Origin of the sequence: Streptomyces sp. NPDC059832 (genome assembly GCF_042731715.1) — a bacterium.
Taxonomy (GTDB): Bacteria; Actinomycetota; Actinomycetes; order Streptomycetales; family Streptomycetaceae; genus Streptomyces.
In genome coordinates this window covers 1-23,576 of sequence record NZ_JBHWIY010000020.1, presented here as the reverse complement: position 1 = coordinate 23,576, position 23,576 = coordinate 1, and the positions used below count along the sequence as shown (strand labels likewise).

The window sequence follows — 23,576 nt, the reverse complement described above, 5'->3', positions numbered from 1 at the left end:
GCCGATGCGTCGCATGGCCGCGCCATGGCGGGCGTTCGCGGCCGGAGTATGGCGCATCCCCGTCCTTTTGATCAGTCATGCTCAGAAAACGGGCTCTTCAGATCGGAAAAGTGGCGAGATTGGTTGTGAATAGTGCCGAAAGGCTCACTGAATTTCCTTATAGTGAAGCCGCGTTGATCAGCCGACCACCGCAACGAGCGAAGCCTTCGTCGCAGGAGATTCCGTACGATGACGACGCCCGCATCCGCGGTGCCCGAGCGCCAGCCCATGTCCCCGCCGCCCGCCGCCGGAGGCTGCCCGGCAGGTGGCGGTGCGTCCGCCGTGCCGCTCAGCGGGCCCGGGTTCCACACCGAACCCCACGTCGTCTACCGCGCCATGCGGAGCGAACACGGACCTGTCGTACCCGTCGAACTGCCCGGCGGGGTTCCGGCCTGGCTGGTCATCGGCTACCGCGAACTCCACCAGGTCACCACGGACGGCGAGTTGTTCCCCAGGGACGTCGGGCTGTGGAACCAGTGGGGGAACATCCCCGAGGACTGGCCGCTGCTACCGATGGTCGGCCGCCCGATGCCCTCCATCTACTTCACCGCCGGGGCCGAGCACCGGCGTCACGCCGCGATGGTCGGGCACGCCCTGGAGGAGGTCGAGCACTTCGAACTCCGCATGGCCTGTGAGGAGTTGGCCGACCGGCTGGTCGACGGGTTCTGCGACCGCGGTACGGCGGACCTGATCGCCGATTTCGCCGTGCCGCTGCCGGTGCTCGTCCTCGCCCGTCTGGTCGGATTCCCCGATGCGGACGGGCCGCGGATCGCCGAGGTACTCAGGGATCTGGCCGACGGCGGACCGGGCGCGCAGGAGGCCCATCTGCGGTTCGGCGAACACATGCAGCGGCTGCTGGCGGCACGGCGGGCCGCGCCCGGGAACGACGTGACCTCGCGCATGCTGGCGTACGCCGGTGAGTTCACCGACGAGGAGTACGTACTCGACCTGATGGCCATCACGGCCGCCGGGCACCTCACCACGGCCGACTGGATCGGCAACTCGCTCCGGCTGATGCTCACCGACGACCAGTTCGCCGTCGCGCTCTCCGGCGGCCGGCACAGTGTCGCCGAAGCCATGAACGAGGTGCTCTGGGAGGAGGGCCCGACGCAGATCCTCGCCGGTCGCTGGGCGGCCCGCGACACCCGGCTGGGAGGCCGGAGCATCCGTGCCGGGGACATGGTGCTGCTGGGCCTGGGCGCCGCCAACGCCGATCCGCACATCCGGCAGCATCTCTCCGCCTCGGGAGGGCCGTCGGGCCAGCGCGGCAACAGCGCGCACCTGGCGTTCAGCCACGGCGAATACCGCTGCCCCTTCCCCGCGCAGGAGATCGCCGAAATCATCGCCCGCACCGGGATCGAGGTGCTGCTCGACCGGCTTCCCGATCTGGAACTTTCCGTGCCCGCACCGGAGTTGGTCCGGCGCCAGTCCGCCTTCCTGCGGGGGATGACCGCGTTGCCCGTCCGGTTCGCCCCCGTACGCCCGACAGGAGACTTGTCTTGAACTGCCCGCACGCCGCCGCCCGGGAGGCCGCTTCGAGCGGCGGGCCCGTCGTCATCGACCCGCTGGTCCAGGACCTGGACGGTGAGACGACACGACTGCGTGACGCCGGTCCGCTTGCCAGGATCGAGCTCCTCGGTGTCCCGGCCCTGACCGTCACCCGGCATGCCCTGGCCCGTCAACTGCTCGTCGATCCACGCCTGGTGAAGGACCTCGACGCCTGGGGGCTCTGGCAGCGCGGCGAGGTCACGCACGAGTGGCCGCTGATCGGCATGATCGACGCCGGACGTTCCATGTTCACGGTGGACGGTGCCGAGCACCGGCGACTGCGCACCAAGACCTCCCAGGCACTCACGCCGCGCAGGCTGGAGGAGATACGCCCGGACATCGAGAAGTTCACCGAGGAACTGCTCGATGCCCTCGCCGAGCAGGGCGAGAGGAGCGAGAACGGTGTGGTCGACCTCAAGTCCGTGTTCGCCCAGCCGCTGCCGATGCGGGTCGTCGGCATGCTGATGGGCGTGGACGAGGCAGAGCACCCCATGCTGATGCGGCGGTACAAGGCGTTCTTCTCCATGCTCACCCCGCAGGAGGAACGCCTGGCGCTGCTGGCCGAGTTGGACGTCTTCTACGCCAATCTCGTACGGGAGAGGACCGCGCGTCCGGCCGACGACCTCACCAGCGCGCTCATCCTCGCCGAGGAGGGCGGCGAACCGCTCACCGAGGAAGAGGTGGTGGGCAATCTCAAGGCGATGGTGGCAGCCGGTCACGAGACCACCATCGGGCTGATCCTGAACGCCGTACGCGCCCTGCTCACCCACCCCGACCAACTGCGCAGGGTGCTCGACGGCGAGATCCCCTGGGAGACGGTGATCGAGGAGACCCTGCGCTGGGACACCCCCACCACCCATCTGCTGATGCGGTTCGCCACGGAGGACATCCGGATCGGCGACGACGTGATAGCGAAGGGCGAAGGAGTGGTGATCTCATACCGCGCCATCGGCCGCGACATCGAGCACCACGGGGCGGACGCCGACGACTTCGACATCACCCGGCCGACTCCGATCCGCCACATGACCTTCGGTCACGGCCCCCACATCTGTCCCGGGGCGGCGCTCTCCCGGGTCGAGGCCGGGATCGCCCTGCCCGCACTGTTCGCGCGCTTCCCCGGACTGCGGGCGGCCGTTGCGGACGAACAGGTGCGCAAGCTGCCGGTGATGACGCAGAACGACATGGAGGCCTTCCCGGTCCTGCTGCACGGCTGAGAACTGACCACCCGTCGGGCACCGTCGCCCGTGGGATACAGTTCTCGCAGGTCATGAGTTCCAGTGCACAGCCCCGGCTAACTGGACGGCACCCCGCTCCGCTGCGGGTGCTCCGGGTGACGACCGGCCCCGTGCGCGGCGTACGGGGAACAGCGGACCATCGGGGCAGAGCACCTGGGGTCCATGATCTCGGGAAGGCGGAGAACCATGCTCCCCCACCTCATCCGGAACGACGGCTGCGCCAGCCACGGCCCCGGCCACCATGTCCACTGGATCCATGCCAAGAAGTGCCACCAGGAGCCCGGCCAGGCCGTGGAACTCCTGCTCACCTCCGGTGACGTCGGCGCCGACGGCTGGGTCGGGCTGCGCCCCGCCTTCGATCACGCCGAGGACTTGCCGAAGGTGTGGACGCACTCTCCGGCAGCCCTCACGGAACTGCTCACGGAGCACCGCGGACGGGTGTTCTGGCTGCCGCGATGGCATGCCCTGAAGCTGGTGGACTCCGCCGGCCGTGCCACCGCCCTGGTCAACGCCGGTTTCGACGGCGGCCCGCTGTGCGCGACGACGGCCCCCGACCCGCGGCGGACCGTCGGCGGCACGTCCTGCGGCCTGTAGATCCGCCCGGTCCGCAGGGCCCCTCGTCAGCCCAGCGCGTCCGCCAGCGCGCTGTCCGCCGCGGCGCGCGATTCCTGCCACAGGGTGGTCACCGGCACCCACACGTGGACTCCCTCGGGCATGCCCACGGTGGCCGCGCGGAAGGCGACGCCCAGATGGGAGGGGTCCGCCGCCACGGACAGGCTGCCGACGACGTGGCCTTCGGTGGCCGCCGGGTCCGCGGTGCGCACGGCGGCGTACGCCCGCTCGCCGCCGGCCAGTGCGTAGGGTCCGCTCCCGGCGGGCGGGACGGCCTCGGCGGAGCCGTCGAGGCCCCTGAAGGTGATCGTGGGAATCCGGTCCACCACGCAGGCCCGGTGGCCGTTGTTGGTGACGCTGATACGGGCGACGTTCCGCTGTCCGCCGGGTGCGGCGTGCACTTCGAGGTCCTTCTCCTGGCAGGTTCCGAGGCGGCTCGCGGTGTCGGCGGACGCGGTGCCGGTCGTTGCCGACGCCGCGGTGCCGGTCAGCGCCAGGGCGGCCGTGACGGAGAGCGCGGAGGCGAGAGCGGAGCGGAGGCGCATGGTGTTTCTCCCGTTGGATCGACAGCCTGCGGAAACGGCCGGACGGCCCGTCGGCCGGTGGGGCCGACATGGACAGTGTGAACCGCCCGACCCGATCTTCGCGACAGATCGGACATGCCGGTTCGGCATATCTGGTGTCGGGACGGGCCGTGTGTCCGGTGCCGGGACGGGTTGCGCGTCCGGACCCGGGAGGGTCACCCGGTTCCTGTCGCGCCGTCCCACCTCGCGCGAGCGGGGGTCCGCAGGGCCAAGGCGGTGACAGCGGTGCTCCCGTGACGAGCGCCGCCAGGAGCGCCACGCTCCGGATCCACGCGCCGTGCTCATGGGCCCGGCCACCCGTCCGGGTCATGGTGCCTGACCGGCGCCCCCACCGCGCGCCACCCCGCCCCGTGTGCCTCAGCGTGTCCGGATCGTCGCCATCACTTCCCGGTCCGGCTGCAGCGTCAGCGACGGCACCGGACCGATGACGCCCGGGTCCACGTCCAGCTCGAAACGGCGCGCCAGCACGGCCAGGATCAGCACCGCCTCCACCATCGCGAACCGGGTGCCCAGGCAGACCCGGGGGCCGCCACCGAACGGGAACCAGGCGTACTCCGCGATGTCGTCGCCCGTCTCCGGATCCCAGCGCTCGGGGCGGAACTCCTCCGGCTCGGGAAACCACCGCGCGTCGCGTTGTGTCACCCACTGGCTGGTCCACACCCGGGTGCCCACCGGCATCGGCACGCCGCCGATCCGCGCACCCTCCTTCGCGACACCGGTGACCAGCCAGATCGTCGGGTAGAGGCGCAGGGTCTCCTTGACCACGGACTGGGTGTACGTCAGCCGCGCGTAGTCGTCGAACTCCGGCTCCCGGTCACCGAGCACCCGGTCCAGCTCCTCGGTGAGCGCGGCACGCACCCGCGGATGGCGGGACAGCAGATACCAGGCCCACACCAGCGTGGAACTGGTCGTCTCGTGCCCGCCGATGTACAGCGTGACCGTCTCGTCGCGTATCTCCTGGTCGGTGAGGTGCGCGCCCGTCTCGTCGACCGCGGTCAACAGCCGGCTCAGCAGATCGGGGCGCTCGTCCCCGCCGTCGCGATGACGGGCGACGACCCGGCCCACCTCGGCGTCGATGACCGCCGCGGCCTTCTTGATCCTGGCCCGGCCGGGAGTCGGCACCCAGTCCGGCAACAGCGCGCCGATACCGGCGAACTCCTTGCCGATCTCCTGCTGCGCCACATCCATCGCCCGGCCCATCGCCTCCGCGTCGGCCGCCGTGTCGACGCCGAAGATGGTGCGCACGGCGATCCGCTGCGTCAGCGCCGCCATCTCCCTTTTGACGTCGATGCGTTCACCGCCCGACCAGGTGTCCGCCAGCTCCACCGTGCTGCTCGCCATCGTCGCCGCGTACGACCGCACCTGCTTGGGCCGCACGGAGGGCTGCACCAGTGACCGCTTCCGTCGCCAGTCCGTGCCGCGGGCGACGACCACGCCGTTGCCCATCACGGTCCGGAAGGCGATACCCAGGGCCGGCTGGTCGAAGGAGCGTTCCGTCTCGGTGAGCAGCTCGCCTATGCAGTCCGGATCGGCGATGTACACACAGGAGTTGGGGCCGAATCGCCAGCCCACCATGTCCCCGTGGGAGCGCAGCCGCTCGAAGAAGGCGAGAGGGTTCTTCCCGAACTGCGGCAGGCTCCCGAGGAACGGCAGCCCCTTCGGTCCCGGCACGATCCTGTGGCTCCGCGGCTCGGCATCGACGGCCTGGCCGGTCTCCGTGGACATGAAAGTCTCCGCTCCCTTGTGGCGCACCCGATTCGGTGCGCGGCGACCTGACTTCAGCGGTACCGCCCGCCGTGGAACATGTCATCGGCCTTCTGCGGTACGTGAGTTGTCGAGGGTAGTCGCGCGTTGCCGTCCCGGGAGCCGGGGCGGGCGGCAGGGTGGCGGAGAAGGCACTGTCCGCCGCCTCCGGACGGGCCCGGGACGCGGGCCCGTCCGGAGGTGCGGTCCTGCGGTGTGCCGGGCCCCTGGTCGGAGCCCGTCCCGCGAGGTGCGTGGTCAGACGCCCGGCGGGACCCGGGACGGGCGGCCGCCGCCGCGGGTGAGGGAGTAGCCGAAGAGCGCTGCGAGCGACCCCAGCACCCCGCCGCCGACCGTCCACAGCCAGCGGTCGGTCCACCAGCCCGAGGCCCAGCCGTCCTCGGGCTCACTGCCGAGCGACACCTTCGGCGTCGCGTCGTCGCCCGCGTCCGTCGAGCCGTCCGAGGCCTGCTCGACGGAGGACACACCGGGGACCAACGGCTTGGCGAGCGTGCCGTCCACATCGCCGGCACCGCCCCGGTCGGCCGCCGTGATCTCGACCTCGGTCTGCACCGGGAGACCGAGGTCCGCCGACGGCAGATCGACGACCGTGAGGCGTACGTAGTAGCTGCCCGACAGCGGGTCGTCGGCCCACGGCTCGGACCAGGCGCGGACGGTCCGCAGCACACAGGTCAGCTCGACCGTCGACGCGTCGGACCCGGCCTTGCCGGTCTGGCGGCCGTACATGCAGGCCTGCCGGCGCCGCAGCCCGTCGTACACATCGACCTGCCAGGTCGACGCGCCGTGCCGGGTGGCGCTCTCCGGCAGGGTGATCTTCGCCTTGACGGTGGCCCGCTGGCCCGCGTCGGCGGGGAACACCCAGTACAGGTAGTCACCCGTGGACGCCCCGGCGGTGGCGCGCTGGTTCTGCTGCACGGCCGTCGCCGTACGGAAGGTGGTGCCGGCCTCGGTGGGGCCGGACCCGTCCCCGGAGGCGCTCGGGCTCGGGCTCGCCGACGGGTCGTCGGCCGCCGCGGCGCCCGCCGACGTCAGCAGGGCGAGCCCGGCGAGCAGCGCGCCGGCGAGTACACGTGTCGTGCGCATCATCAGTTGGTCCTCCAGACGGCGACGCGCCAGCGCGAGATCCAGCCGAAGAGCAGTCCCGCGACCAGTCCGGTGAGGACCAGCACGCCCAGCAGCCACCAGCCGCGGCCGAGACCGAACGCGGCCGCATCGGCGGCGTCGTCCGGGCTGTCCACCAGGTCCACGGTCAGCTCGACCGGCATGCCGGGCGAGGTCTTCACCGAGGCGGGGGCCGAGAAGGAGTTGGCGACCTGGAGGCATACGGTCTCGGCGGCCGGCTTGTCGTCGCTGTCCGAGCCGTCCACCTCGGCCTTCGGGTAGCGCAGGCCGGAGGAGATCGCGTCCGTACGGCCGGTGCCCGACTCCGAGCCCCGCACGATCTCCCGGCCGTGCACGGTCAGCGCCCGCAGCAGCACGCCGTAGTCGTTGTTCACGGCACGGTCGGCGAAGACGCTGACCGAGGCGCGCAGTTCCTGACCGGGCAGCACATCGACGCGGTACCAGCGGTGCTCGCCGAACTTCTCGCGGTCGGTGTACAGGCCGGCCTTGAGCTGCGGTGCGGCGGAGCAGCTGTCCGCGCCCTCGGTCGCCACGGGGGTGACGACGGGCTCGGCGGCCCGGTCGACCAACTGCTTGACGCGGCCGGAGAGTTCATCGGTGTGCTGGACCGCGGTGTAGGTGCCGCCGGTGGCCTCGGCGATGCAGGTCAGCTGTTCACGGATCTTCGCGTTGGGCACCAGGCCCAGGGTGTCGATGACGAGGTGGATGCCGCGGGCCGCGATGTCACGTGCCACCTCGCACGGGTCGAGCGGGCCGCAGGTGTCCTCGCCGTCACTGATCAGTACGATCCGGCGGGTGGAGTCGCCGCCCTTGAGGTCGTCGGCGGCGCCCAGCAGGGCCGGGCCGATCGGGGTCCAGCCGGTGGGGGCCAGGGTGGCGACCGCGGTCTTCGCCTCGGTGCGGTCCAGCGGGCCGACCGGGTAGAGCTGCTTGGTGTCCTTGCAGCCGACCTTGCGGTCGTTGCCCGGGTAGTCGGCGCCGAGCGTCCGGATGCCGAGCTCCACCTGCTCGGGCACCGCGTCCAGGACCTCGTTGAACGCCTGCTTGGCGGCTGTCATCCGGGACTGGCCGTCGATGTCACGGGTCCGCATGGAGCCGCTGACGTCGAGCACCAGCTCGACCTTGGGGGAGGCTTTGGCGGGGGCTTCGTCGGCGGCGGCGGGGAGCGCCGAACCGAGCCCGGCGGTCAGGGTGGCGAGCAGGATGCCCACCCCGACCGTCAGCCTTTTTCTTATGATCATCGCCGGATAGTAGTGAAGATCGCTTCGCTTCCCCAAACCGGTCCGGGGATGGCCGTGGAACCGTCAGAGACCGCCGAGCAGTGGGCCGGAGGCTCGCTCCAGCACCGAACCGACCCGTTCCCAGGTGGCCGAGTCCCGCTGGACGGGCGGTAGTTGGGCGCCCTCGCCGGTGCCCCAGTCCGCGGAGATGGCGACCGGGTCGGCGCCGGTGGCCGCAGCCGCGGCCAGTGCGGCGGCGCCCAGAGCCACCGGCTCGCCGCTGCCGGGCACGATCACGGGGCGGCCGGAGAGCCGTCGTACCGTCTCCACCCAGGTTCGCCCCTGGGCACCGCCGCCGATCAGGCGCAGCGGCCGGGCAGCCACCTCGGGGGCGGCCGGGTCGAGGCCGCAGGCCCGCAGCAGTTCGTCGAGGGCGCGCAGTACGGTGACGACGGCGCCCTCGTAGGCGGCGCCGAGGAGTTGCCGGGGCGTGGTGTCGTGCCGGAGACCGGTGAGGAGTCCGGAGGCGGTGGGCAGATCGGGGGTGCGTTCGCCGTCGAGGTAGGGGAGGAGCACCGTCTCGCCGCCGGGGGACGTGTCGTCGCGGTCCAGGCCGAGCAGTGCGGCGACCTTGTCCACGGCGAGCGTGCAGTTGAGGGTGCACGCCAGCGGGAGATACGTACCGTCCGCCGCGGCGAAACCGGAGAGCGCCGGTGACGCGGGCCGGGTCCGGGAGGCGGCGAAGACCGTGCCCGAGGTGCCGAGGCTGAGGACGGGGTGGTCGAGGAGTCCGGCGCCCCCCAGTCCGAGGCCGACGGCGGCGCTCATGTTGTCCCCGGTGCCCGCGGCCACGGCGATCGTGGCGGGCAGGCCGAGCGCGTCGGCCGCTTCGTCGGTCAGCGAGCCGACACGGGTCGCGCCGGTATCGGCCACCTCGGGCAGCAACGCGGCGTCCAGGCCGAGGAGTTCGAGGAGCGCGGGGTCGTAGGCGCCGGTCGCGGTGGAGTACCAGCCGGTGCCCGAAGCGTCGCCGGGGTCGGTGGCGGCGGTGCCCGCGAGCCGTTCGGTCAGGAAGTCGTGGGGGAGGCGCACGGCCGCGGTCGAGCTGGCGGTCTCGGGCTCGTTCTCCCGCAGCCAGCGCCATTTCGACGCGGTGACGGCGGCCACCGGCACCGATCCGGTCCGCGCGGTCCAGGCGTCCGGGCCGCCGAGCGCCTCGGTGAGCGCGGCGGCCTGCGGCGCGGAGCGGGTGTCGTTCCACAGCATCGCGGGGCGCAGCGGGCGGCCCGACCGGTCGAGGGCGACCAGTCCGTGCTGCTGCCCGGCGATGGCGATGCCGGTCACGGCCGAGGCGGCGGCTCCGGACTCCTTCAGCCCGGCGGTGACGGCGGCGCGCAGCGCCTGCCACCACACCTCCGGGTCGCTCTCGCGGGCCCCCGCCGTACCGCTGACGACATGCGGTGCGCGGCCGACGGCGAGCAGCCGGCCGCTCACGGCGTCGACGAAGGCCGCCTTGGTGGACTGGGTGGAACTGTCCACGCCGATGACGACGGTACGCGGCTGCATGGCGCCCTCATTCCTGTGCTGCGTGCGGTGCGGGATTTGATCGTGCGCAGAACAAATTACGTCAACGGGTGCCACCCCGACAGTGGCCTGTGGTGAGGGGTTACGTGTCGGACGCGGTCCGTGCATCATTAGTCATGTCACTGAACAAATAAGGCCCGGGTGCCTCGATCGGTCCTGGGCCCGACGGCACCGAAGGCGGCCAGACGATGACGGAACGCTTCACGCCCACCCCCGACGACCGGTTCACCTTCGGACTCTGGACGGTGGGCTGGCAGGGGCGCGACCCGTTCGGCGACGCGACCCGCGCGCCGATCGACCCGGCCGACTCCGTGCGGCGGCTCGCGGAGCTGGGCGCGTACGGTGTGACCTTCCACGACGACGACCTGATTCCGTTCGGCTCGACGGACACCGAGCGCGAAGGGATCGTGAAGCGGTTCCGGCAGGCGCTGGACGCGGCCGGGCTGGTCGTCCCCATGGCGACGACGAACCTGTTCACCCACCCGGTGTTCAAGGACGGCGCGTTCACCGCCAACGACCGTGACGTACGCCGCTACGCGCTGCGCAAGACCCTCCGCAACATCGACCTCGCCGTCGAGCTGGGCGCCACCACCTACGTCGCCTGGGGTGGCCGCGAGGGCTCCGAGTCCGGCGCCGCCAAGGACATCCGGCTCGCCCTCGACCGCATGAAGGAGGCCTTCGACCTGCTGGGCGACTACGTCACCGAGCAGGGCTACGACCTGAGGTTCGCCATCGAGCCCAAGCCGAACGAGCCGCGCGGCGACATCCTGCTGCCGACCATCGGCCACGCCCTCGCCTTCATCGAGCGCCTGGAACGGCCGGAACTGGTCGGCGTCAACCCGGAGACCGGGCACGAGCAGATGGCCGGGCTGAACTTCCCGCACGGCATCGCGCAGGCGCTGTGGGCGGGCAAGCTCTTCCACATCGATCTGAACGGTCAGTCGGGCATCAAGTACGACCAGGACCTGCGCTTCGGCGCGGGCGATCTGCGCCAGGCGTTCTGGCTCGTCGACCTGTTGGAGACGGCCGGTTACGCGGGCCCGCGGCACTTCGACTTCAAGCCGCCGCGAACCGAGGATCACGACGGTGTCTGGGCGTCGGCCGCGGGCTGCATGCGCAACTATCTGATCCTCAAGGAGCGCGCCGCCGCGTTCCGCGCCGACCCCGCCGTGCGGGAGGCGCTGCGCGCGTCCCGGCTCGACGAGCTGGCCCGCCCCACCGCCGAGGACGGAGCGGCGGGGCTGCTGGCCGACCGGTCGGCGTTCGAGGAGTTCGACGTGGACGCGGCGGCGGAACGGGGGATGGCGTTCGAAGCCCTGGACCAGCTGGCGATGGACCACCTGCTCGGGGTCCGCTGAGCCCGGGGCACGGGCCCGCGGGGCCGCGGCGCCACAGGGGTGTGCGACGGGGCGGCCGGATGTCCGGCCGCCCCGTACCCGTTCACCCGGCCGAACCGGTCGGCCGGCCCGCGTACGCCACCGGGTCGGCCAGCACCCGGGTCAACACCAGCGCCGCGGCGCCCCGTGCCGCGTCACCCGCGACGGACGAGGCGCGCAGCCGCCCGCTCCCCGGGGACCAGAGCCCCGACACCACACGGCCGGTCAGCTCCTCGTCGGCGGACGGCGAGAGCCACGGCATCAGGTTCCGGTAGATCCCGCCGAGCACCACGGCGTCCGGGTCGAGCAGATTCACCGCCCCGGACAGCACCCGTCCCAGCATCCGGCCCGCCTCCGCGACGGCGGCCACCGCCCGTTCGTCCCCCGCACGGGCGCGCCGTTCCAGCTCGGCCACGCCGGCTCCGCCGCCCGACTCCTCGATCCCGGCGGCCCGCAGGAGCGCCGCCTGTCCCGCGTACCGCTCCAGACAACCGCGCGAGCCGCACCGGCACTCCGGCCCCTCGGCGTCCACCACCACGTGCCCGATCTCGCCGGCGAAGCCATGTGCCCCGCGCAGCAGTTCACCGTCGATGACCAGGGCCCCGCCGACACCGATCTCGCCCGTGAGGTACAGGAAGCTGCGGACCGCGTCGAGCCCGCCGAACCACAGCTCGGCCAGCGCCGCCAGATTGGCCTCGTTCTCCGCACGCACCGGCAGCGCCGCCCCGCCGGGACGCTCGGCGGCGAGCGCGGCGGCGAAGAGCTCATCGGCCGGAACCCGGTTCCAGCCCAGGTTGGGCGCCTGGCGCACCGCACCGCCGGAAACCAGGCCGGGCAGCGCGAGTGTCACCCCGACCGGGAACAGCTCCTGCTCGTGCGCCGATTCCAGGGTGCGCGCGGCGATTCCGGCCGCCCGCGCCAGGACCTTTGCGGGCGGTGCGCCGCGGTTGTCGAGGTGCTCGGTGAGCCGCACCCGTCCGGTGCCCGCCAGGTCGACGACGCACACCGACACGTAGTCGATGTTGATCTCCACGCCGAGCCCGGCGGGCCCGGTGCGGGCCACCTTGAGCGCGGTCCCGGGGCGGCCCGCCTGTCCGCTGAAGGTCTTGCCGGACTCGGTGAGGAATCCGGTGCCGAGCAACTGCTCGACGAGCGAGGACACCGCGGCCCGGGTCAGTCCCACCCGAGCGGCGACCGTGGCCCTGGTCGCCCCGCCCTCTGCCTCGTCGCGGACGGCCCGCAGCACCAGGCTGAGGTTGCTCCGGCGCACGGTGTCCTTGTCGGCCTTGGGCCCCAGCGGTGTGACGTTGCTCTTCATGTCGGAGCCGAGCCTATGCGATCCCTTGTGCGGCTCCCGGTGCGATCCCTTCCCGGTGTCCCCGGCCCGCTCGGAGCGCGCAGCGGAATCCGCCATGGCCCGTCGTGCAGTCCGGGGTGTTGGAGGTGCGGGCCGCGCCCCGGTAGCGGGTGCAGTAGGAGCTGTGGCAGAGGTAGGAACCGCCGCGCAGCACCCGGTTCTCGCCGGCCGGCGGTCCGACGGGATCGACGCGGGTCGGCGTGCGGTCGGCGACGTGCCAGTCGGCGCTGAACCGGTCGGCGCACCACTCCCACACATTGCCCGAGGTGTTGTACAGGCCGAAGCCGTTGGGCGGGTAGGAGTTGACGGGGGCCGTGGCGGGGAAGCCGTCCTCGCCGGTGTTGCGCACGGGGAAGTCGCCCTGCCAGATGTTGCAGCGGTGCCTGCCGCGGGGCGTGAGTTCGTCGCCCCACGGGAAGCGGGCCCGGAGCAGTCCGCCACGGGCCGCCTTCTCTCACTCGGCCTCGGTGGGCAGCCGCTTGCCGGCCCATCGCGCGTAGGCCGTCGCGTCGTGCCACGACATGTGGACCACGGGGTGATTCCGGCGGTCACCGATCGAAGTCCCCGGCCCCTCGGGCGCCTGCCGGTACGCACCGCTCACCGCCCGCCACCAGGGGGCGCCGGGGACGGTGCCGGGCAGCACCGCGTGCCGGGCCTGCGGGGGTACGAAGGTGCCGAACACATAGGACCAGCCGATGAGTTCGGCCTCGGTTCGGTAGCCGGTGGCCTTCACGAACATGGCGAACCGGGCATTGGTCACACATGCCGCGTCGATGTGGAACGGGCTGACGACGACCTCCCGTACGGGCCCCTCACCGTCCGCCGCGAACCCGTCCTCGTCCTCGCCGCCCATCAGGAACGGGCCACCCGCGATGGCCACCATGCCTCGAAGGGCATCGGCCGACCGGCGTACGGGGACGGCGGAATCCGCCGGCGGAGGGCAGGGCGGGACTTCCGCCGGAGGAGGGCAGCTCGCGCCGTCCGGCGGCGGGGCGGCGAGCGAGGAGTCCGTCGGGGCAGCGGCCGGAACCGCCGCGTCCGCTCGGGCCGGTCCGCAGCACGCGCTCATCCCGACACTCCGGTGATGAGGGGCGGGCCGTCCTCGGTGGCGTCGCCGGGGACAGATCTGTCGTCGAGCAGCCCGGCCAGCTCTTGGCCGGTGGTACACAGCAGCAGGGCCACCCCACCGAGCGCGGCCGCATCGCCGCCGAGTGCGGAACCGCGCACCTCGACCGTGCGGGCCGCGGAAAGCGGCGGGCCGCTGTTCCCGGATCGGGGCGAGGACGAGTTCGTCCAGGGAGGCCGGTTCGCCACAGATCACGATGCACTCGGGGTCGACATGCGCCGCAAGGGCCGCGAGGACCCGCCCGGCGGTGACGGCCGCGCCGCGGAACACATCGGCGACCTCCGGCTCGCCCGCCGAGGCGAGCGCGACCATCTCCTCGGCGTCCCCGACCACCATGCCCCGGTCGGCGCAGGCCGCGAGCAGGGCGGGGACGCTGATGAGGCCCTCCAGGCAGCCGCGGCCACCGCAGTGGCAGGGCTTTCCTTCCGGATCGCAAGTGGTGTGGCCGATCTCGCCGGCCGACATGCGCATCGGTCTGGCACCGGCGAACAGCGCCGAACTGGACGCGGCCCGTCGGGAGTACCGGGCGCTCGTGCACCGCAACCGGTTCAACGGCATCTGCCTGCCCAACATGCAGGCCCGGTGGCGCTGGAACGGTCCGGCGGGCCAGTCGCCGTACGGCGACGCCAGGATCCGTCAGGACGTCGTCGACAGTTACGCGAGCCCCGCCGCCGGATTCGGCGACCCGGGATTCCTCGCGCTGGTACGGGACGGTGACACCGCGGCGCTCGATGTCGAGGCACAGGACGTCGACTTCACCGGTCACACCGTCCACTGGACGGCGACCGCGCCCGACGGCGTGGTGCTGGAACCGGCCGGCGGCACGCTGAAGGTGCGCGGCACCCGGGGCGCGGCCGCCAGGGTGACGGTGCGCGCCACCGGCCGGGCGGCGACCGGTGCGCAGCGGATCACGCTGGACTTCCGGCTGCCGGACGGGACCGCTCTGGTCCCCGCGGAGGTGGAGGTCACCGTGTCCTGACCGGGGCCGGCCCGTTCGAGGCGGAGGAATCCGCCTCGAACGGGCCGGCCCCGCGTGCGCACCGGCCTGCGCGGGGTGCCGGCAGGTCCGGCGCTCAGCCCGTCGCGCCGCGCTCCTTCAGCATGTCCGCCATGAGCGCGATCTCCGACTGCTGGCCCCGCACCATGCCCGCCGCCAGGTTCCTGATCGCGTCCGTGTCCGCGGAGTCGGCCGCGGCCTGAGCCATCTCCGCGCCGGCCCGGTGGTGCGAGGTCATCAGCTTCAGGAACAGCACCTCGGCGTCCTTGCCCTTTGCCGCCCGCAGTGCGTCGAGCTCGGTGTCGGTGGCCAGGCCGGGCATCAGCGAACCGTCGCCCCTGGGGGTGAAGGTGTGGCCCATCCACTCCATCGGAGGGGCACTGGACGACTTCGCCCGACCCCACATCTCCAGCCAGCCGAGCATCATGCCGCGCTGATTGGCCTGCGTGTTGATGATGTCGTACGCGAGCCGGCGCACCGCCTCGTCGGACGTGCGGTCCCGGACGATGAATGACATCTCGACCGCCTGCTGATGGTGGATCGACATGTCGCGGGCGAACCCGACATCCACCGAGGTATCCGAGGGCGCCGCCGAGGCGGCGGCGGAACCCTTGGTGGACGCGGAGCCCGCGGACGAGGACGGCCGTACGAGCATGAGCACGACCAGGCCCAGCGCCAGCAGTAGCACCGCACCGCCGGCCAGCATCATCGGACGCGAGGAGCGGACCGCGGAGGTCACTGGGCGACCCCGCCCGTGCAGGCCGCACCCGGCTCCGGGGTCTGCGGGCCCTGCACGTACTTGGTGAAGAACTGCCCGACGCGCGGGTCGGCGGCGCCGGTCACCGTCACCTGCTTGCCCCAGGCGCTGAGCATGAGCGGGGCGGCCTGGTCCTCGACCGGGCTCATCAGCGAGTAGGGCGTCGACTCGACCCGTTCACGGAGCTTCTCCAGGTCGGCCGGCTTCGCCTTGCTCGTGTACGTGACCCAGACCGCGCCGTGCTCCAGGGAGTGGACGGCGTTCTCCTTCGGTATCGCCTTGGTGTAGACATCGGTGTTGCAGTTCATCCAGATCGGGTTGTGATCGCCGCCGACCGGCGGGTTCATCGGGTAGTCGACCTTCTTGTCGACGTGGTTCTGGGTGAGCTTGTCCCAGGTCCGCTCGCCCTTCACCGGCGAGGACTTGGCCTCGACCTCGGCCTTTTCCTTGTCGTCGGCGGCGGACATCAGATAGCCGCCGCCCGCGACGAGCGCGGCGACCACGGCGACGGACGCGGTGATGGTGATGATGCGGCTGCGCCGCTCACGGGCCCGCTCCTTGCGGCGGGCCTCCTCCAGCTTGGCGCGACGTGCGGAGGCAGAGGTGTTCTGCTGCTTGGCGGATGCCATGGAGAGTCCTTCGGTTCAACAAGACTGATGGAGCTGAGGGCATGCGGAGTCCGTTCCTCGGGTGTCCCGGGGAACGGGGCGTGCCTCTAGATCCGTTGAACCTGCAGCCGGAGATGGTCGACTTCCCGCACGGCGTCGTTGGACGGGCCGCGGATCGCGGCCGCGCCGGTGAGCGGGGCGACCGGAGCGGTGGTGGTCGTACCGGGAAGGGCCGCGGGTGCGCTCTGTGCCGGCAGCACGACCGGGGTCGCGTGCTCGGAGGTGCCGTGGCAGGAACTGCCCATGCCCCGGTCCTCGGGGGCGTCGGCCACCACGATCCGCGCGAGCGCCTGGTGCGTGGGTGTCATGGTCCGGACAGCGACCGCCGGGTGGGTGCCGGAGCCGTGCGCGGCCGGGGCCGTGATCGAACAGCACGAGACCATGGCGAGCAGCACGAACAGCCAGCCGAGCACGGCCGGCGCGCAGGCGCCCTGCGTCCGTCGGCGCGTCCGTTCGCTCAGCCCGTTCATCCCGTCATCGTACGCGGTGTGTGAAGTTTCAATGAGGGGTGGAGGGGGTGGATGTCATGCAGGTGCCCCCTTGCACGGCCCTCCGTGCAAGGGGGCACCCGGGCGTGCGAGCAGTAGGTGGCTACGGGGCGGACCCGGCTCCGGCCTGCTCCGTCTCCACCCTCTCCTCCTTCGGGCCGAGCCGCCGAACACGGCGGCGAGGACCACCGCGGCCAGCGCCCCGGCCGCGACGCCGCTGCCGAAGACGGTGCGGGCCCACACCGGCAGGCCCGCGTACATCTCCGGCGCGAACACCGGCAGCAGGCCGACGCGGAGCGCGAGCGCGACCACGATGCCGTTGGTGCCGTGGCCGAGGTTCTCCCGGCTGAGCATGCCGAACCCCAGCGTCGCGATCACCGCGTAGATGATCAGCCCCGCGGCACCGACCACCGGTTCCGGAATGGCGGCGAGCAGCCGGGTGAGCGGCGCGATCAGACCGCACACGATCAGCAGCACCCCCGCGCCCGCCGTGACGAACCGGCTGCGCACCCGGGTGGGCTGGGCGATGCCGGGGCGGACACCTCGCTGGTCGGCCCGGGTATTCGCCGACGGCGCCGCGCCCTGGAGATGACGCTTGCGGAGGTGGCGCGGCAGGCCGGACTCTCCGTCCCCTTCCTCAGCCGGATCGAGAACGGCCGCTCCCGGCCGAGCATGGGTTCCCTCCGGCGGATCGCCGAAGCGCTCGACACGAGCGCGGTCCAGCTGCTGTCCACGGCCGAGGTGCCCCGGCCCGTCGACGTGGTGCGCCGTACCTCCGCAGCCGTACGGGAGACCGGGGCGGAGGGCGAGGGCGAGGGCCGGATGCGCCCGCTGGCCCGGGGCCATCAACGGCTGCACGCCCAGGAGTTCACCGGTGCGCACGACTGGGGTCGGGAGTTCCGGCACCGCAACGACGAGATCCTGTACGTGGCCGACGGCTCCGCGGAGGTCGAGGCGGACGGCAACTTCTACCGTCTCGAAAAGGGCGACACGCTCTACTGCGCGGGCGGCCTCGTCCACCGGTGGCGGCCCATCGAGCCGGACACCAGGGTCCTCGTGGTCGGCATCGCCGACCACGTCCGGGCGACCGACGAGCAGGTGGGCCGACGGACCGGTCGGCCGACCGGACGGCGCGTGCGACCGGTGCGAAATGCGGCCCCGGGGGATTCCGCCCCCGTGCGATGATGCGCCCATGCCGTACTTGGTGCCGCCCCACCTTCCTCCGGGTTGCCTCGCGGACTCCGCCCAACCGGCTCTCGCCGTCGCCGACGACCTGCTGCTGCGGCCGTGGCGGCAGGAGGACGCGCCGACCGTCGTCGCCGCCTTCTCCGATCCGGCGATCCAGCACTGGCATCTGCGCCGGGCCGACACCGAGGACGAGGCGCGCGACTGGATCGAGCAGTGGCGGGACGCCTGGTACAGCGAGACCGCGGCCCATTGGGCCGTCGTACGCCCCGAGGGGGCCGGCGACGGGATCGGGGAAGTGCTCGGCCGGGTCTCGCTCCGCTCCCTGGTGCCGGAGATCGGGCTGGCGGAATGCGCCTACTGGGTGCTGCCGGCCGCCCGCGGACGGGGCGTGGCGCCCCGGGCCGTCTCGGGGCTCGCACACTGGGCCTTCGACGAGATCGGATTCGAGCGGCTCGAACTCGCGCACTCCGTACTGAACGAGGCGTCCTGCCGAGTGGCGGCCAAGACGGGCTTCGCCCTGGAGGGCACCCGGCGCCACTCCCATCTGCACGCCGACGGCTGGCACGACATGCATCTCCACGCCAGGCTCCGCGGGGACGACGCGAACGGCTGACCGCCACGGTGGCGCCGTCGGCCGTCCGGCAGGCGCCGCCGCTCAGTCCCGTTCGACGTCCACCTCGGTGAGCCGCGCATACCGCCCGGGGTCGGAGCGACGGATGCGCAGCGCCACCACGACCCCGGCCACGAGCACCACCGGCAGCGGCACCAGCAGCGCCACATTGACCGCCCCTGTGCGCCCGGTGAGCAGATCGAAGTGGAGTGTCGCGAGCACCGACAGGACGGCGAGACCCACGAAGGCGACCAGCGGTGCGACCGCGACCCGCCAGACCGACATGCCGCACCGGTCACGGCGGAAGAAGAAGCAGACGGCGAGCGCGGCCAGGGCCTGCATGATCATGATGCCGAGCACGCCGGTGCTGTTGGTCCACAGGAAGATCTCGGAATACGGATCGGCGCCGATCAGCGCACCGCCCCCCACGATCACCAGACCGAAGGCGGTCTGCACCACGACCGCCGTCACCGGTGAGCCCTGCCGGGGCGAGACCCGGCCCAGACGGCGCGGCAGCAGACCCTCGCGGCCCAGGGCGTAGAGGTAGCGGGCCGCGGCATTGTGGAAGGCGAGGGTGGCGGCGAACGCGCTGACCACGATCAGCACATGCATGGAGTCGGCGAGCCACGGGCCGACGAACCGGTCGGCCGCGTGGAACGTCAGCTGCGGGCCGTCCGACGACCGGGCCATCGCGACCGACTCGTCCGTGCCGAAGCTCCCCATCAGGATCCACACCCCGACGGCGTAGAACAGCGCCAGGAATCCGATCGCGACAAAGGTGGCGCGGGGCACCGTCCGGTCCGGGTCGCGTGCCTCCTCGGCGTAGATCGCGGTTGCCTCGAAGCCCGTGAACGCGCCGATGACCAGGACGAACATCCCCGCCATACCGCCGGAGGAGGCCAGCACGGACGGGTCGAAGGACGTGATGTCCAGGGCGTCGGTACCCCGGTCCGCCAGCACCCCGATGTCCATCACCAGCAGCACCAGGACCTCCAGGACCAGCGCCACCCCCAGCACCTTCGCGCTCAGTGTGACCCGCAGCCAGCCCAGGACGCCGGTGCCCAGCACGCAGAGGGTGGACAGCGGCCACCAGGGCAGCTCCGCACCGGTCAGATCGCTCACGGTCGTCGAGGCGAAGTAGCCGAACCCGGCGGCGACACCAGGGGCGACGAGGTTGTACGAGAGCGTCGCCAGATAGGCCGTGGCGACGCCGAGCGTGCGGCCGAGGCCCCGGGCGACGTACGCGTAGAAGGCTCCGGCATTGCGTACGTAGCGGCTCATCGCGGTGAACCCGGCGGCGAACAGCACCAGCAGCGCACCGGAGACCAGATAGCCGAGCGGGGTGCCCGGACCGCCGATGCCGATGGCGAACGGCGCGACACCGGCCAGCACGGTCAGCGGCGCGGCCGCCGCCACGACGAAGAAGACCAGATCGAAGGTGCCGATCTGCCCCTTGGCGAGGCTCCCCGCCGGACCGCCGGACGGCGGGGCGGCATCCGGCAGGCCGGGGGAGGAGGGGGAGGGAGAGGCGGGCGGCGGGACGGCCGTCGAGGGTTGTGTCATCGGTGGTTCCTCAGGTGCGAACGGGCGGCTGGACGCCGAAGCCGATGCCTGCTCCAGGCATGGGTCAGCGGAAAAGACCAGTTCAGGGCCCATCGATTGGGCGCGGCGCTCAAGCTATCTGGTATACCGAATACCAAGCAAGGGTCTGTGGAAGCTTTCCGGAATCTGCGATGATCGCGGCACGGGAGCCGGAGGAGACCGGCTCCGACGGGCAGGAAGCGAGTCCATGAGCAGCAGCCGAACCGCCGGCCTCACCGCCACCGGCACGATCGGTGCGGCACATCAGTCGCTGCGCGACCAGGTCTATGCGGAACTGCGCGAGAGGATCATCGACGGCCGCTACCCCTCCGGGCACCGCGTTGTCGAACGGGAACTCGCGGACGAGCTGGGGGTGTCCCGCATTCCCGTACGGGAGGCCATCCAGCGACTGGAGACCGAGGGATTCATCGCGGCTCAGGCACGAAAGGGCGCGTTCGTCGCCCCGCTCGGCCCGGCCGAGGCCGCGGACTTCTTCGACATCCGGGAACACCTGGAGGCACTGGCGGCCTCGCTGGCCGCCCGGCGCGCGGACCGGGACGGCCTGCGCACCCTGGAGCGGCTCCTGGACCGTGCCCGCCGCGCCGCGGACTCCTCCCGCCGGACCCGCGAACTGGGCTCGGTCCATGCCGACTTCCATCAGCAGATCGTCGTCATGTCCGGCAATCCGCTGCTCCAGGGCCTGATGGCGCCGCTGGACGGCCGGCTGCGCCGGCTCTTCAGCCTCACCTCCGAGCCGGGCGACGGTCCCGTGATGTGCGGCGAGCACGAACTGCTCTACGAGGCGATCAGGAGCGGCGACGCGGAGGCGGCGGAACGGATCGCCCGCCGTCATGTGGCCGGAACGCGCGAGACCGCGATGCAGATGCTCGCCGCGGCCACCACCGCTGACACCGCCACCGCCGAACCGGCGGATCCCGGTCCCCGGCTCCGGCCCTGATCAGCACGCCCCACCCCGCGCACGACGTCGCGCACCACCGAAGGAGACCCCGCCCCATGGCGACGCCCGCCCCCGCCCGCCCCCATGTCCTGTTCACCGCCGTCCTTTCCTCGGATGGACGCACCCGTGACCTGCTGGTCTCCGACGGCCGGATCGCCGCGTACGACCCGGCGGAGCTGCCCGACGGCTGCGTGACCGTGGACGCCGCGGGAGCCCTCGCCCTGCCCTCACCCGTCGACGCGCACATCCACCCCGACAAGTCGACCTGGGGCGGGCCCTGGCTGAGCCGCGAACCCGCCGGGACGCTCCGTGACCTGATCGAGGGCGATGTACGGGCCAGGACCGCCTTCACGACCCCGGTGGAGGAGCGGGTCGGGGCGCTCATGGACCGGGCCGTCGCCCGGGGCACCCGCGCCATGCGGGCCCATGTGGATGTCGCCCCCGTCCACGGCCTCGCCGGGGTGCACGGGGTGCGGGCGGCGGCCGATGCCCGCAAGGACCTCCTCGACGTCCAGATCGTCGCCTTCCCCCAGCTCGGCCTGTTGAGCGAGCCCGGCACCGCGGAACTCATGGAGCGGGCCCTGTCCGAGGGTGCCGACGTCGTCGGCGGTCTGGATCCGATCGGCATCGACGACGACATGGAGGGCCAGCTGGACTTCGTGTTCGGGCTGGCCGCCCGCAAGGGTGTCCCGGTCGACATCCATCTGCACGACGGCGGGCCCGTCGGGCTGCGCCAGGTCACCGAGATCGCCCGGCGTACCGTCGCCGCCGGGATGCAGGGACGCGTCGCCATCGGCCACGCCTTCGCCGTGGCCGAGCTCGGGGGCGACGAACGCGACGCCGTCGCGGCGCGGTTGGCCGACGCCGGTGTCTCCCTGGTCACCTGCGCTCTGGGCGGCGACCCGGTCCTGGACCCCGCACGGCTCACCCCGCACGGCGTGCGGGTCGCCGTCGGCTCGGACGGCGTGCGCGATGCCTGGACGCCGTTCGGTGACGGCGACATGCTCGGCCGGGCCCATCTGCTGGCCTACCGCACGGATGCCCGCACCGATGCCGAACTCGCCGCCTGCTACGAGGCGGTGGCCCGGGGCGGCGCCTCCTTGCTCGGACTGCCCGCCTCCCGGCTGGAGACCGGGGACCCGGCCGACTTCGTCCTGGTGGCCGCCGGTTCGCTGCCCGAGGCCGTCGTGGACCACCCGATCCCGTCCCTGGTCGTACGTGCCGGCCGGGTCATTGCCCGCGAGGGCCGGCTGGTCTGAGGCGCACGGGGCGGTCAGCCGCGGTCGAGCGCGCGATCGGTGAGGGAGCCCGCGCATCCGGTGTACCGGGCGGGGTCGGTCAGTTCGCCCAGGTCGAGACCGGCGAGTTCGGGTTCCTCGTCGAGCACGTCGGCGAGGACGTCGGCCAGGTCCGTGGTCTCCGCACGGGCCCGGTGGGCGGCGCTCACCAGCACCTCCCTGGCGCGCTTGCGGCCGATTCGTTCGGCGAACACGGCGGCCAGCCGCTCCGAGACGATCAGCCCGTCGGTGAGCTGGAGGTTCTCCCGCATCGCGTACGGAACGACGCGCAGTGTGCCGGTGAGCTCGGCGGCGCGGTGCGCGGCCCCGCCGACGAGCCGCAGCAGTTCGCGCAGCGGCTCCCACTCGGCGTGCCAGGCCCCGGCGGGCCGTTCGTCCTCGGCGGCGAGCGAGCCGTACAGTGTCGCCGCCAGACCGGGGGCGCGACGGGCGGCCGCCGCGATCAGTGTGGCGTGCACCGGATCGGCCCCGTGCGTCATGGCGGACGATTCATCGCCCCGTCCCTCGGTGACCTCGCCGATCTCGGTGCGGGACAGATTGAGCACATCGGCCGCCATCTTGCCGAGCGCCCCGGCCGTGAAGGCGAGCGCGCCCGCCAGGTCGGCGATCGGGGTACGCAGGGTGTGCCACGGCAACAGCGGCTCGGCGAGACCGAGTTCGCTCGCGAACGCCTGGATCAGGGGCAGCCCCGGATCGATCCCGTCGACGTCCTCGGTGGGCGCGTACGCCTCGAAGGCGGCCAACGTGCCTGCGGCGCCGCCGAGTTGTGCGGGCAGCGACTCCCGTACGGCCGAGAGCCGGTCCCGGGCGTCCAGGATCAGCGCCCGCCACCCTGCCGCCTTGAGCCCGAAGGTGGTCGGTACGGCGTGCTGGGTGAGCGTCCGGCCGGCCATCGGGGTGTTGCGATGCGCGGTGGCGAGCCGTGCCACCGCTTCCGCGGTCCGCGCCAGATCGTCGAGCAGCGGAGCCAGGGTCCGCGCGGCGACGAGCATGGCGGCGGTGTCGAGGATGTCCTGGCTGGTCGCACCCCGGTGCACATACGGCCGGACGTCCTGCTCCACCGCGGCAAGGAGGTCCATGGTCAGCGGGACGACCGGATCGCCGTCCGCGCGTGCGCGCAGCGCCAGGTCCCGTACGTCGAACCGGCCCGCGTCGGCCGCCGCCGAGGTCACCGCCCGCCCGGCCTCCGCGGGGGCGAGCCCGCAGCCGGCCTGGGCACGGGTGAGCGCCGCCTCGGCGTCGAGCATCGCCTGCAGAAAGGCGCTGTCGCCCGTGGTCGTCTCGGCGGGGGAGCCGGCCCACCCGGGGGCGAGCAGTCCGGCGTCGCTCTCGTACATAGGCTGAACTCCAGGGGACCGTGGGGTCGTTCGTCCGTTTGTGCTGGGTGTTTTGTTCTGCGTACCAGCCCCCCCCCTTTCCCCTCTCCCCTTGCCTCACCGCCCCCCCCCCCACGCGACCCCCCAC

The 23,576-nt window shown here is 72.4% G+C and carries 22 protein-coding genes, 2 pseudogenes and 1 riboswitch; of the genes and pseudogenes, 9 read left to right on the top strand and 15 right to left on the bottom strand.

Annotated elements, in window-relative coordinates; genetic code table 11:
- The first annotated feature begins 228 nt into the window (after nt 1–228).
- The 3 genes from ACFV8T_RS29110 to ACFV8T_RS29100 all read left to right on the top strand — a co-directional run bounded on the left by ACFV8T_RS29110 (nt 229) and on the right by ACFV8T_RS29100 (nt 3,416).
- A complete protein-coding gene (locus tag ACFV8T_RS29110) occupies nt 229–1,542 on the top strand; it encodes a cytochrome P450 (RefSeq protein WP_385333187.1) in 1,314 nt (437 codons plus the stop codon).
- Complete coding sequence (locus tag ACFV8T_RS29105) at nt 1,539–2,801, top strand: cytochrome P450 (protein ID WP_385333184.1); 1,263 nt, start codon at nt 1,539–1,541, stop codon at nt 2,799–2,801. Before ACFV8T_RS29110 ends, ACFV8T_RS29105 begins: the two co-directional genes overlap by 4 nt.
- A gap of 49 nt (nt 2,802–2,850) precedes the next feature.
- Nucleotides 2,851–2,960, top strand: a riboswitch (SAM riboswitch).
- A 48-nt stretch (nt 2,961–3,008) separates the two neighbouring features.
- The gene (locus ACFV8T_RS29100) at nt 3,009–3,416 is read left to right on the top strand and encodes a hypothetical protein (RefSeq protein ID WP_385333182.1); all 408 of its coding nucleotides are present in this window, start codon (nt 3,009–3,011) and stop codon (nt 3,414–3,416) included.
- Between the two features lie 26 nt (nt 3,417–3,442).
- On the opposite strand, the gene ACFV8T_RS29095 is transcribed toward ACFV8T_RS29100, so the two are convergent.
- The 5 genes from ACFV8T_RS29095 to xylB all read right to left on the bottom strand — a co-directional run bounded on the left by ACFV8T_RS29095 (nt 3,443) and on the right by xylB (nt 9,690).
- Complete coding sequence (locus ACFV8T_RS29095) at nt 3,443–3,979, bottom strand: DUF4232 domain-containing protein (RefSeq protein ID WP_385333180.1); 537 nt, start codon at nt 3,977–3,979, stop codon at nt 3,443–3,445.
- Nucleotides 3,980–4,375: 396 nt separating this feature from the next.
- Nucleotides 4,376–5,743, bottom strand: a complete 1,368-nt coding sequence (locus ACFV8T_RS29090; protein WP_385333177.1) for a cytochrome P450 — start codon at nt 5,741–5,743, stop codon at nt 4,376–4,378.
- 276 nt (nt 5,744–6,019) lie between these two features.
- Nucleotides 6,020–6,865: a hypothetical protein gene (locus ACFV8T_RS29085; protein ID WP_385333452.1), complete on the bottom strand. Its 846-nt coding sequence runs from the start codon at nt 6,863–6,865 to the stop codon at nt 6,020–6,022.
- A gap of 2 nt (nt 6,866–6,867) precedes the next feature.
- The gene (locus tag ACFV8T_RS29080) at nt 6,868–8,145 is read right to left on the bottom strand and encodes a VWA domain-containing protein (protein ID WP_385333174.1); all 1,278 of its coding nucleotides are present in this window, start codon (nt 8,143–8,145) and stop codon (nt 6,868–6,870) included.
- Between the two features lie 63 nt (nt 8,146–8,208).
- Entirely contained in the window at nt 8,209–9,690 is a 1,482-nt protein-coding gene (gene xylB, locus ACFV8T_RS29075) for a xylulokinase (RefSeq protein ID WP_385333173.1), read from the bottom strand.
- A 206-nt stretch (nt 9,691–9,896) separates the two neighbouring features.
- Between xylB and xylA the strand changes: the two genes are divergently transcribed.
- A complete protein-coding gene (gene xylA / locus ACFV8T_RS29070; RefSeq protein ID WP_385333171.1) occupies nt 9,897–11,066 on the top strand; it encodes a xylose isomerase in 1,170 nt (389 codons plus the stop codon).
- Nucleotides 11,067–11,148: 82 nt separating this feature from the next.
- On the opposite strand, the gene ACFV8T_RS29065 is transcribed toward xylA, so the two are convergent.
- The 4 genes and pseudogenes from ACFV8T_RS29065 to ACFV8T_RS29050 form a co-directional block, all read right to left on the bottom strand.
- A complete protein-coding gene (locus ACFV8T_RS29065; protein ID WP_385333168.1) occupies nt 11,149–12,402 on the bottom strand; it encodes an ROK family protein in 1,254 nt (417 codons plus the stop codon).
- 13 nt (nt 12,403–12,415) lie between these two features.
- Nucleotides 12,416–13,510, bottom strand: a pseudogene (locus tag ACFV8T_RS29060) (formylglycine-generating enzyme family protein).
- A complete protein-coding gene (locus ACFV8T_RS29055; protein ID WP_385333466.1) occupies nt 13,507–13,668 on the bottom strand; it encodes a hypothetical protein in 162 nt (53 codons plus the stop codon). Before ACFV8T_RS29055 ends, ACFV8T_RS29060 begins: the two are co-directional and overlap by 4 nt.
- Before the next feature lie 91 nt (nt 13,669–13,759).
- A pseudogene (locus ACFV8T_RS29050) lies at nt 13,760–14,032 on the bottom strand (ROK family protein); the annotation flags it as partial.
- On the opposite strand from ACFV8T_RS29050, the gene ACFV8T_RS29045 reads away from it, so the two are divergent.
- A complete protein-coding gene (locus ACFV8T_RS29045) occupies nt 14,031–14,546 on the top strand; it encodes a hypothetical protein (RefSeq protein WP_385333166.1) in 516 nt (171 codons plus the stop codon). The pseudogene ACFV8T_RS29050 and the gene ACFV8T_RS29045 sit on opposite strands and share 2 nt — an antisense overlap.
- A gap of 94 nt (nt 14,547–14,640) precedes the next feature.
- Here ACFV8T_RS29045 and ACFV8T_RS29040 read toward each other — a convergent pair whose 3' ends face one another.
- The 4 genes from ACFV8T_RS29040 to ACFV8T_RS29025 all read right to left on the bottom strand — a co-directional run bounded on the left by ACFV8T_RS29040 (nt 14,641) and on the right by ACFV8T_RS29025 (nt 16,987).
- A complete protein-coding gene (locus tag ACFV8T_RS29040; protein WP_385333164.1) occupies nt 14,641–15,303 on the bottom strand; it encodes a DUF305 domain-containing protein in 663 nt (220 codons plus the stop codon).
- A complete protein-coding gene (locus ACFV8T_RS29035; RefSeq protein WP_385333162.1) occupies nt 15,300–15,950 on the bottom strand; it encodes a DUF3105 domain-containing protein in 651 nt (216 codons plus the stop codon). Before ACFV8T_RS29035 ends, ACFV8T_RS29040 begins: the two co-directional genes overlap by 4 nt.
- A gap of 86 nt (nt 15,951–16,036) precedes the next feature.
- Entirely contained in the window at nt 16,037–16,459 is a 423-nt protein-coding gene (locus ACFV8T_RS29030) for a hypothetical protein (RefSeq protein ID WP_385333160.1), read from the bottom strand.
- A gap of 54 nt (nt 16,460–16,513) precedes the next feature.
- A complete protein-coding gene (locus ACFV8T_RS29025; protein ID WP_385333158.1) occupies nt 16,514–16,987 on the bottom strand; it encodes a solute carrier family 23 protein in 474 nt (157 codons plus the stop codon).
- A 9-nt stretch (nt 16,988–16,996) separates the two neighbouring features.
- Here ACFV8T_RS29025 and ACFV8T_RS29020 point away from each other — a divergent pair, with 9 nt between their 5' ends.
- Both ACFV8T_RS29020 and ACFV8T_RS29015 read left to right on the top strand, forming a co-directional pair.
- Nucleotides 16,997–17,662 (top strand): helix-turn-helix domain-containing protein, encoded by a 666-nt coding sequence (locus tag ACFV8T_RS29020; RefSeq protein WP_385333450.1) that lies wholly within the window; start codon nt 16,997–16,999, stop codon nt 17,660–17,662.
- Between the two features lie 7 nt (nt 17,663–17,669).
- Nucleotides 17,670–18,278, top strand: coding sequence for a GNAT family N-acetyltransferase (locus ACFV8T_RS29015; RefSeq protein WP_385333155.1), 609 nt, complete (start codon nt 17,670–17,672; stop codon nt 18,276–18,278).
- 42 nt (nt 18,279–18,320) lie between these two features.
- Here the strand turns inward: ACFV8T_RS29015 and ACFV8T_RS29010 are convergent, their stop codons facing one another.
- Entirely contained in the window at nt 18,321–19,838 is a 1,518-nt protein-coding gene (locus ACFV8T_RS29010) for an APC family permease (protein ID WP_385333152.1), read from the bottom strand.
- A 226-nt stretch (nt 19,839–20,064) separates the two neighbouring features.
- On the opposite strand from ACFV8T_RS29010, the gene ACFV8T_RS29005 reads away from it, so the two are divergent.
- Both ACFV8T_RS29005 and ACFV8T_RS29000 read left to right on the top strand, forming a co-directional pair.
- On the top strand, nt 20,065–20,814 hold the full coding sequence (locus ACFV8T_RS29005) for a GntR family transcriptional regulator (protein ID WP_385333150.1): 750 nt from the start codon (nt 20,065–20,067) through the stop codon (nt 20,812–20,814).
- A 56-nt stretch (nt 20,815–20,870) separates the two neighbouring features.
- Nucleotides 20,871–22,073: an amidohydrolase gene (locus ACFV8T_RS29000; protein WP_385333148.1), complete on the top strand. Its 1,203-nt coding sequence runs from the start codon at nt 20,871–20,873 to the stop codon at nt 22,071–22,073.
- 14 nt (nt 22,074–22,087) lie between these two features.
- Here the strand turns inward: ACFV8T_RS29000 and pcaB are convergent, their stop codons facing one another.
- Nucleotides 22,088–23,449 (bottom strand): 3-carboxy-cis,cis-muconate cycloisomerase, encoded by a 1,362-nt coding sequence (pcaB, locus tag ACFV8T_RS28995; protein ID WP_385333145.1) that lies wholly within the window; start codon nt 23,447–23,449, stop codon nt 22,088–22,090.
- Nucleotides 23,450–23,576: the final 127 nt, after the last annotated feature.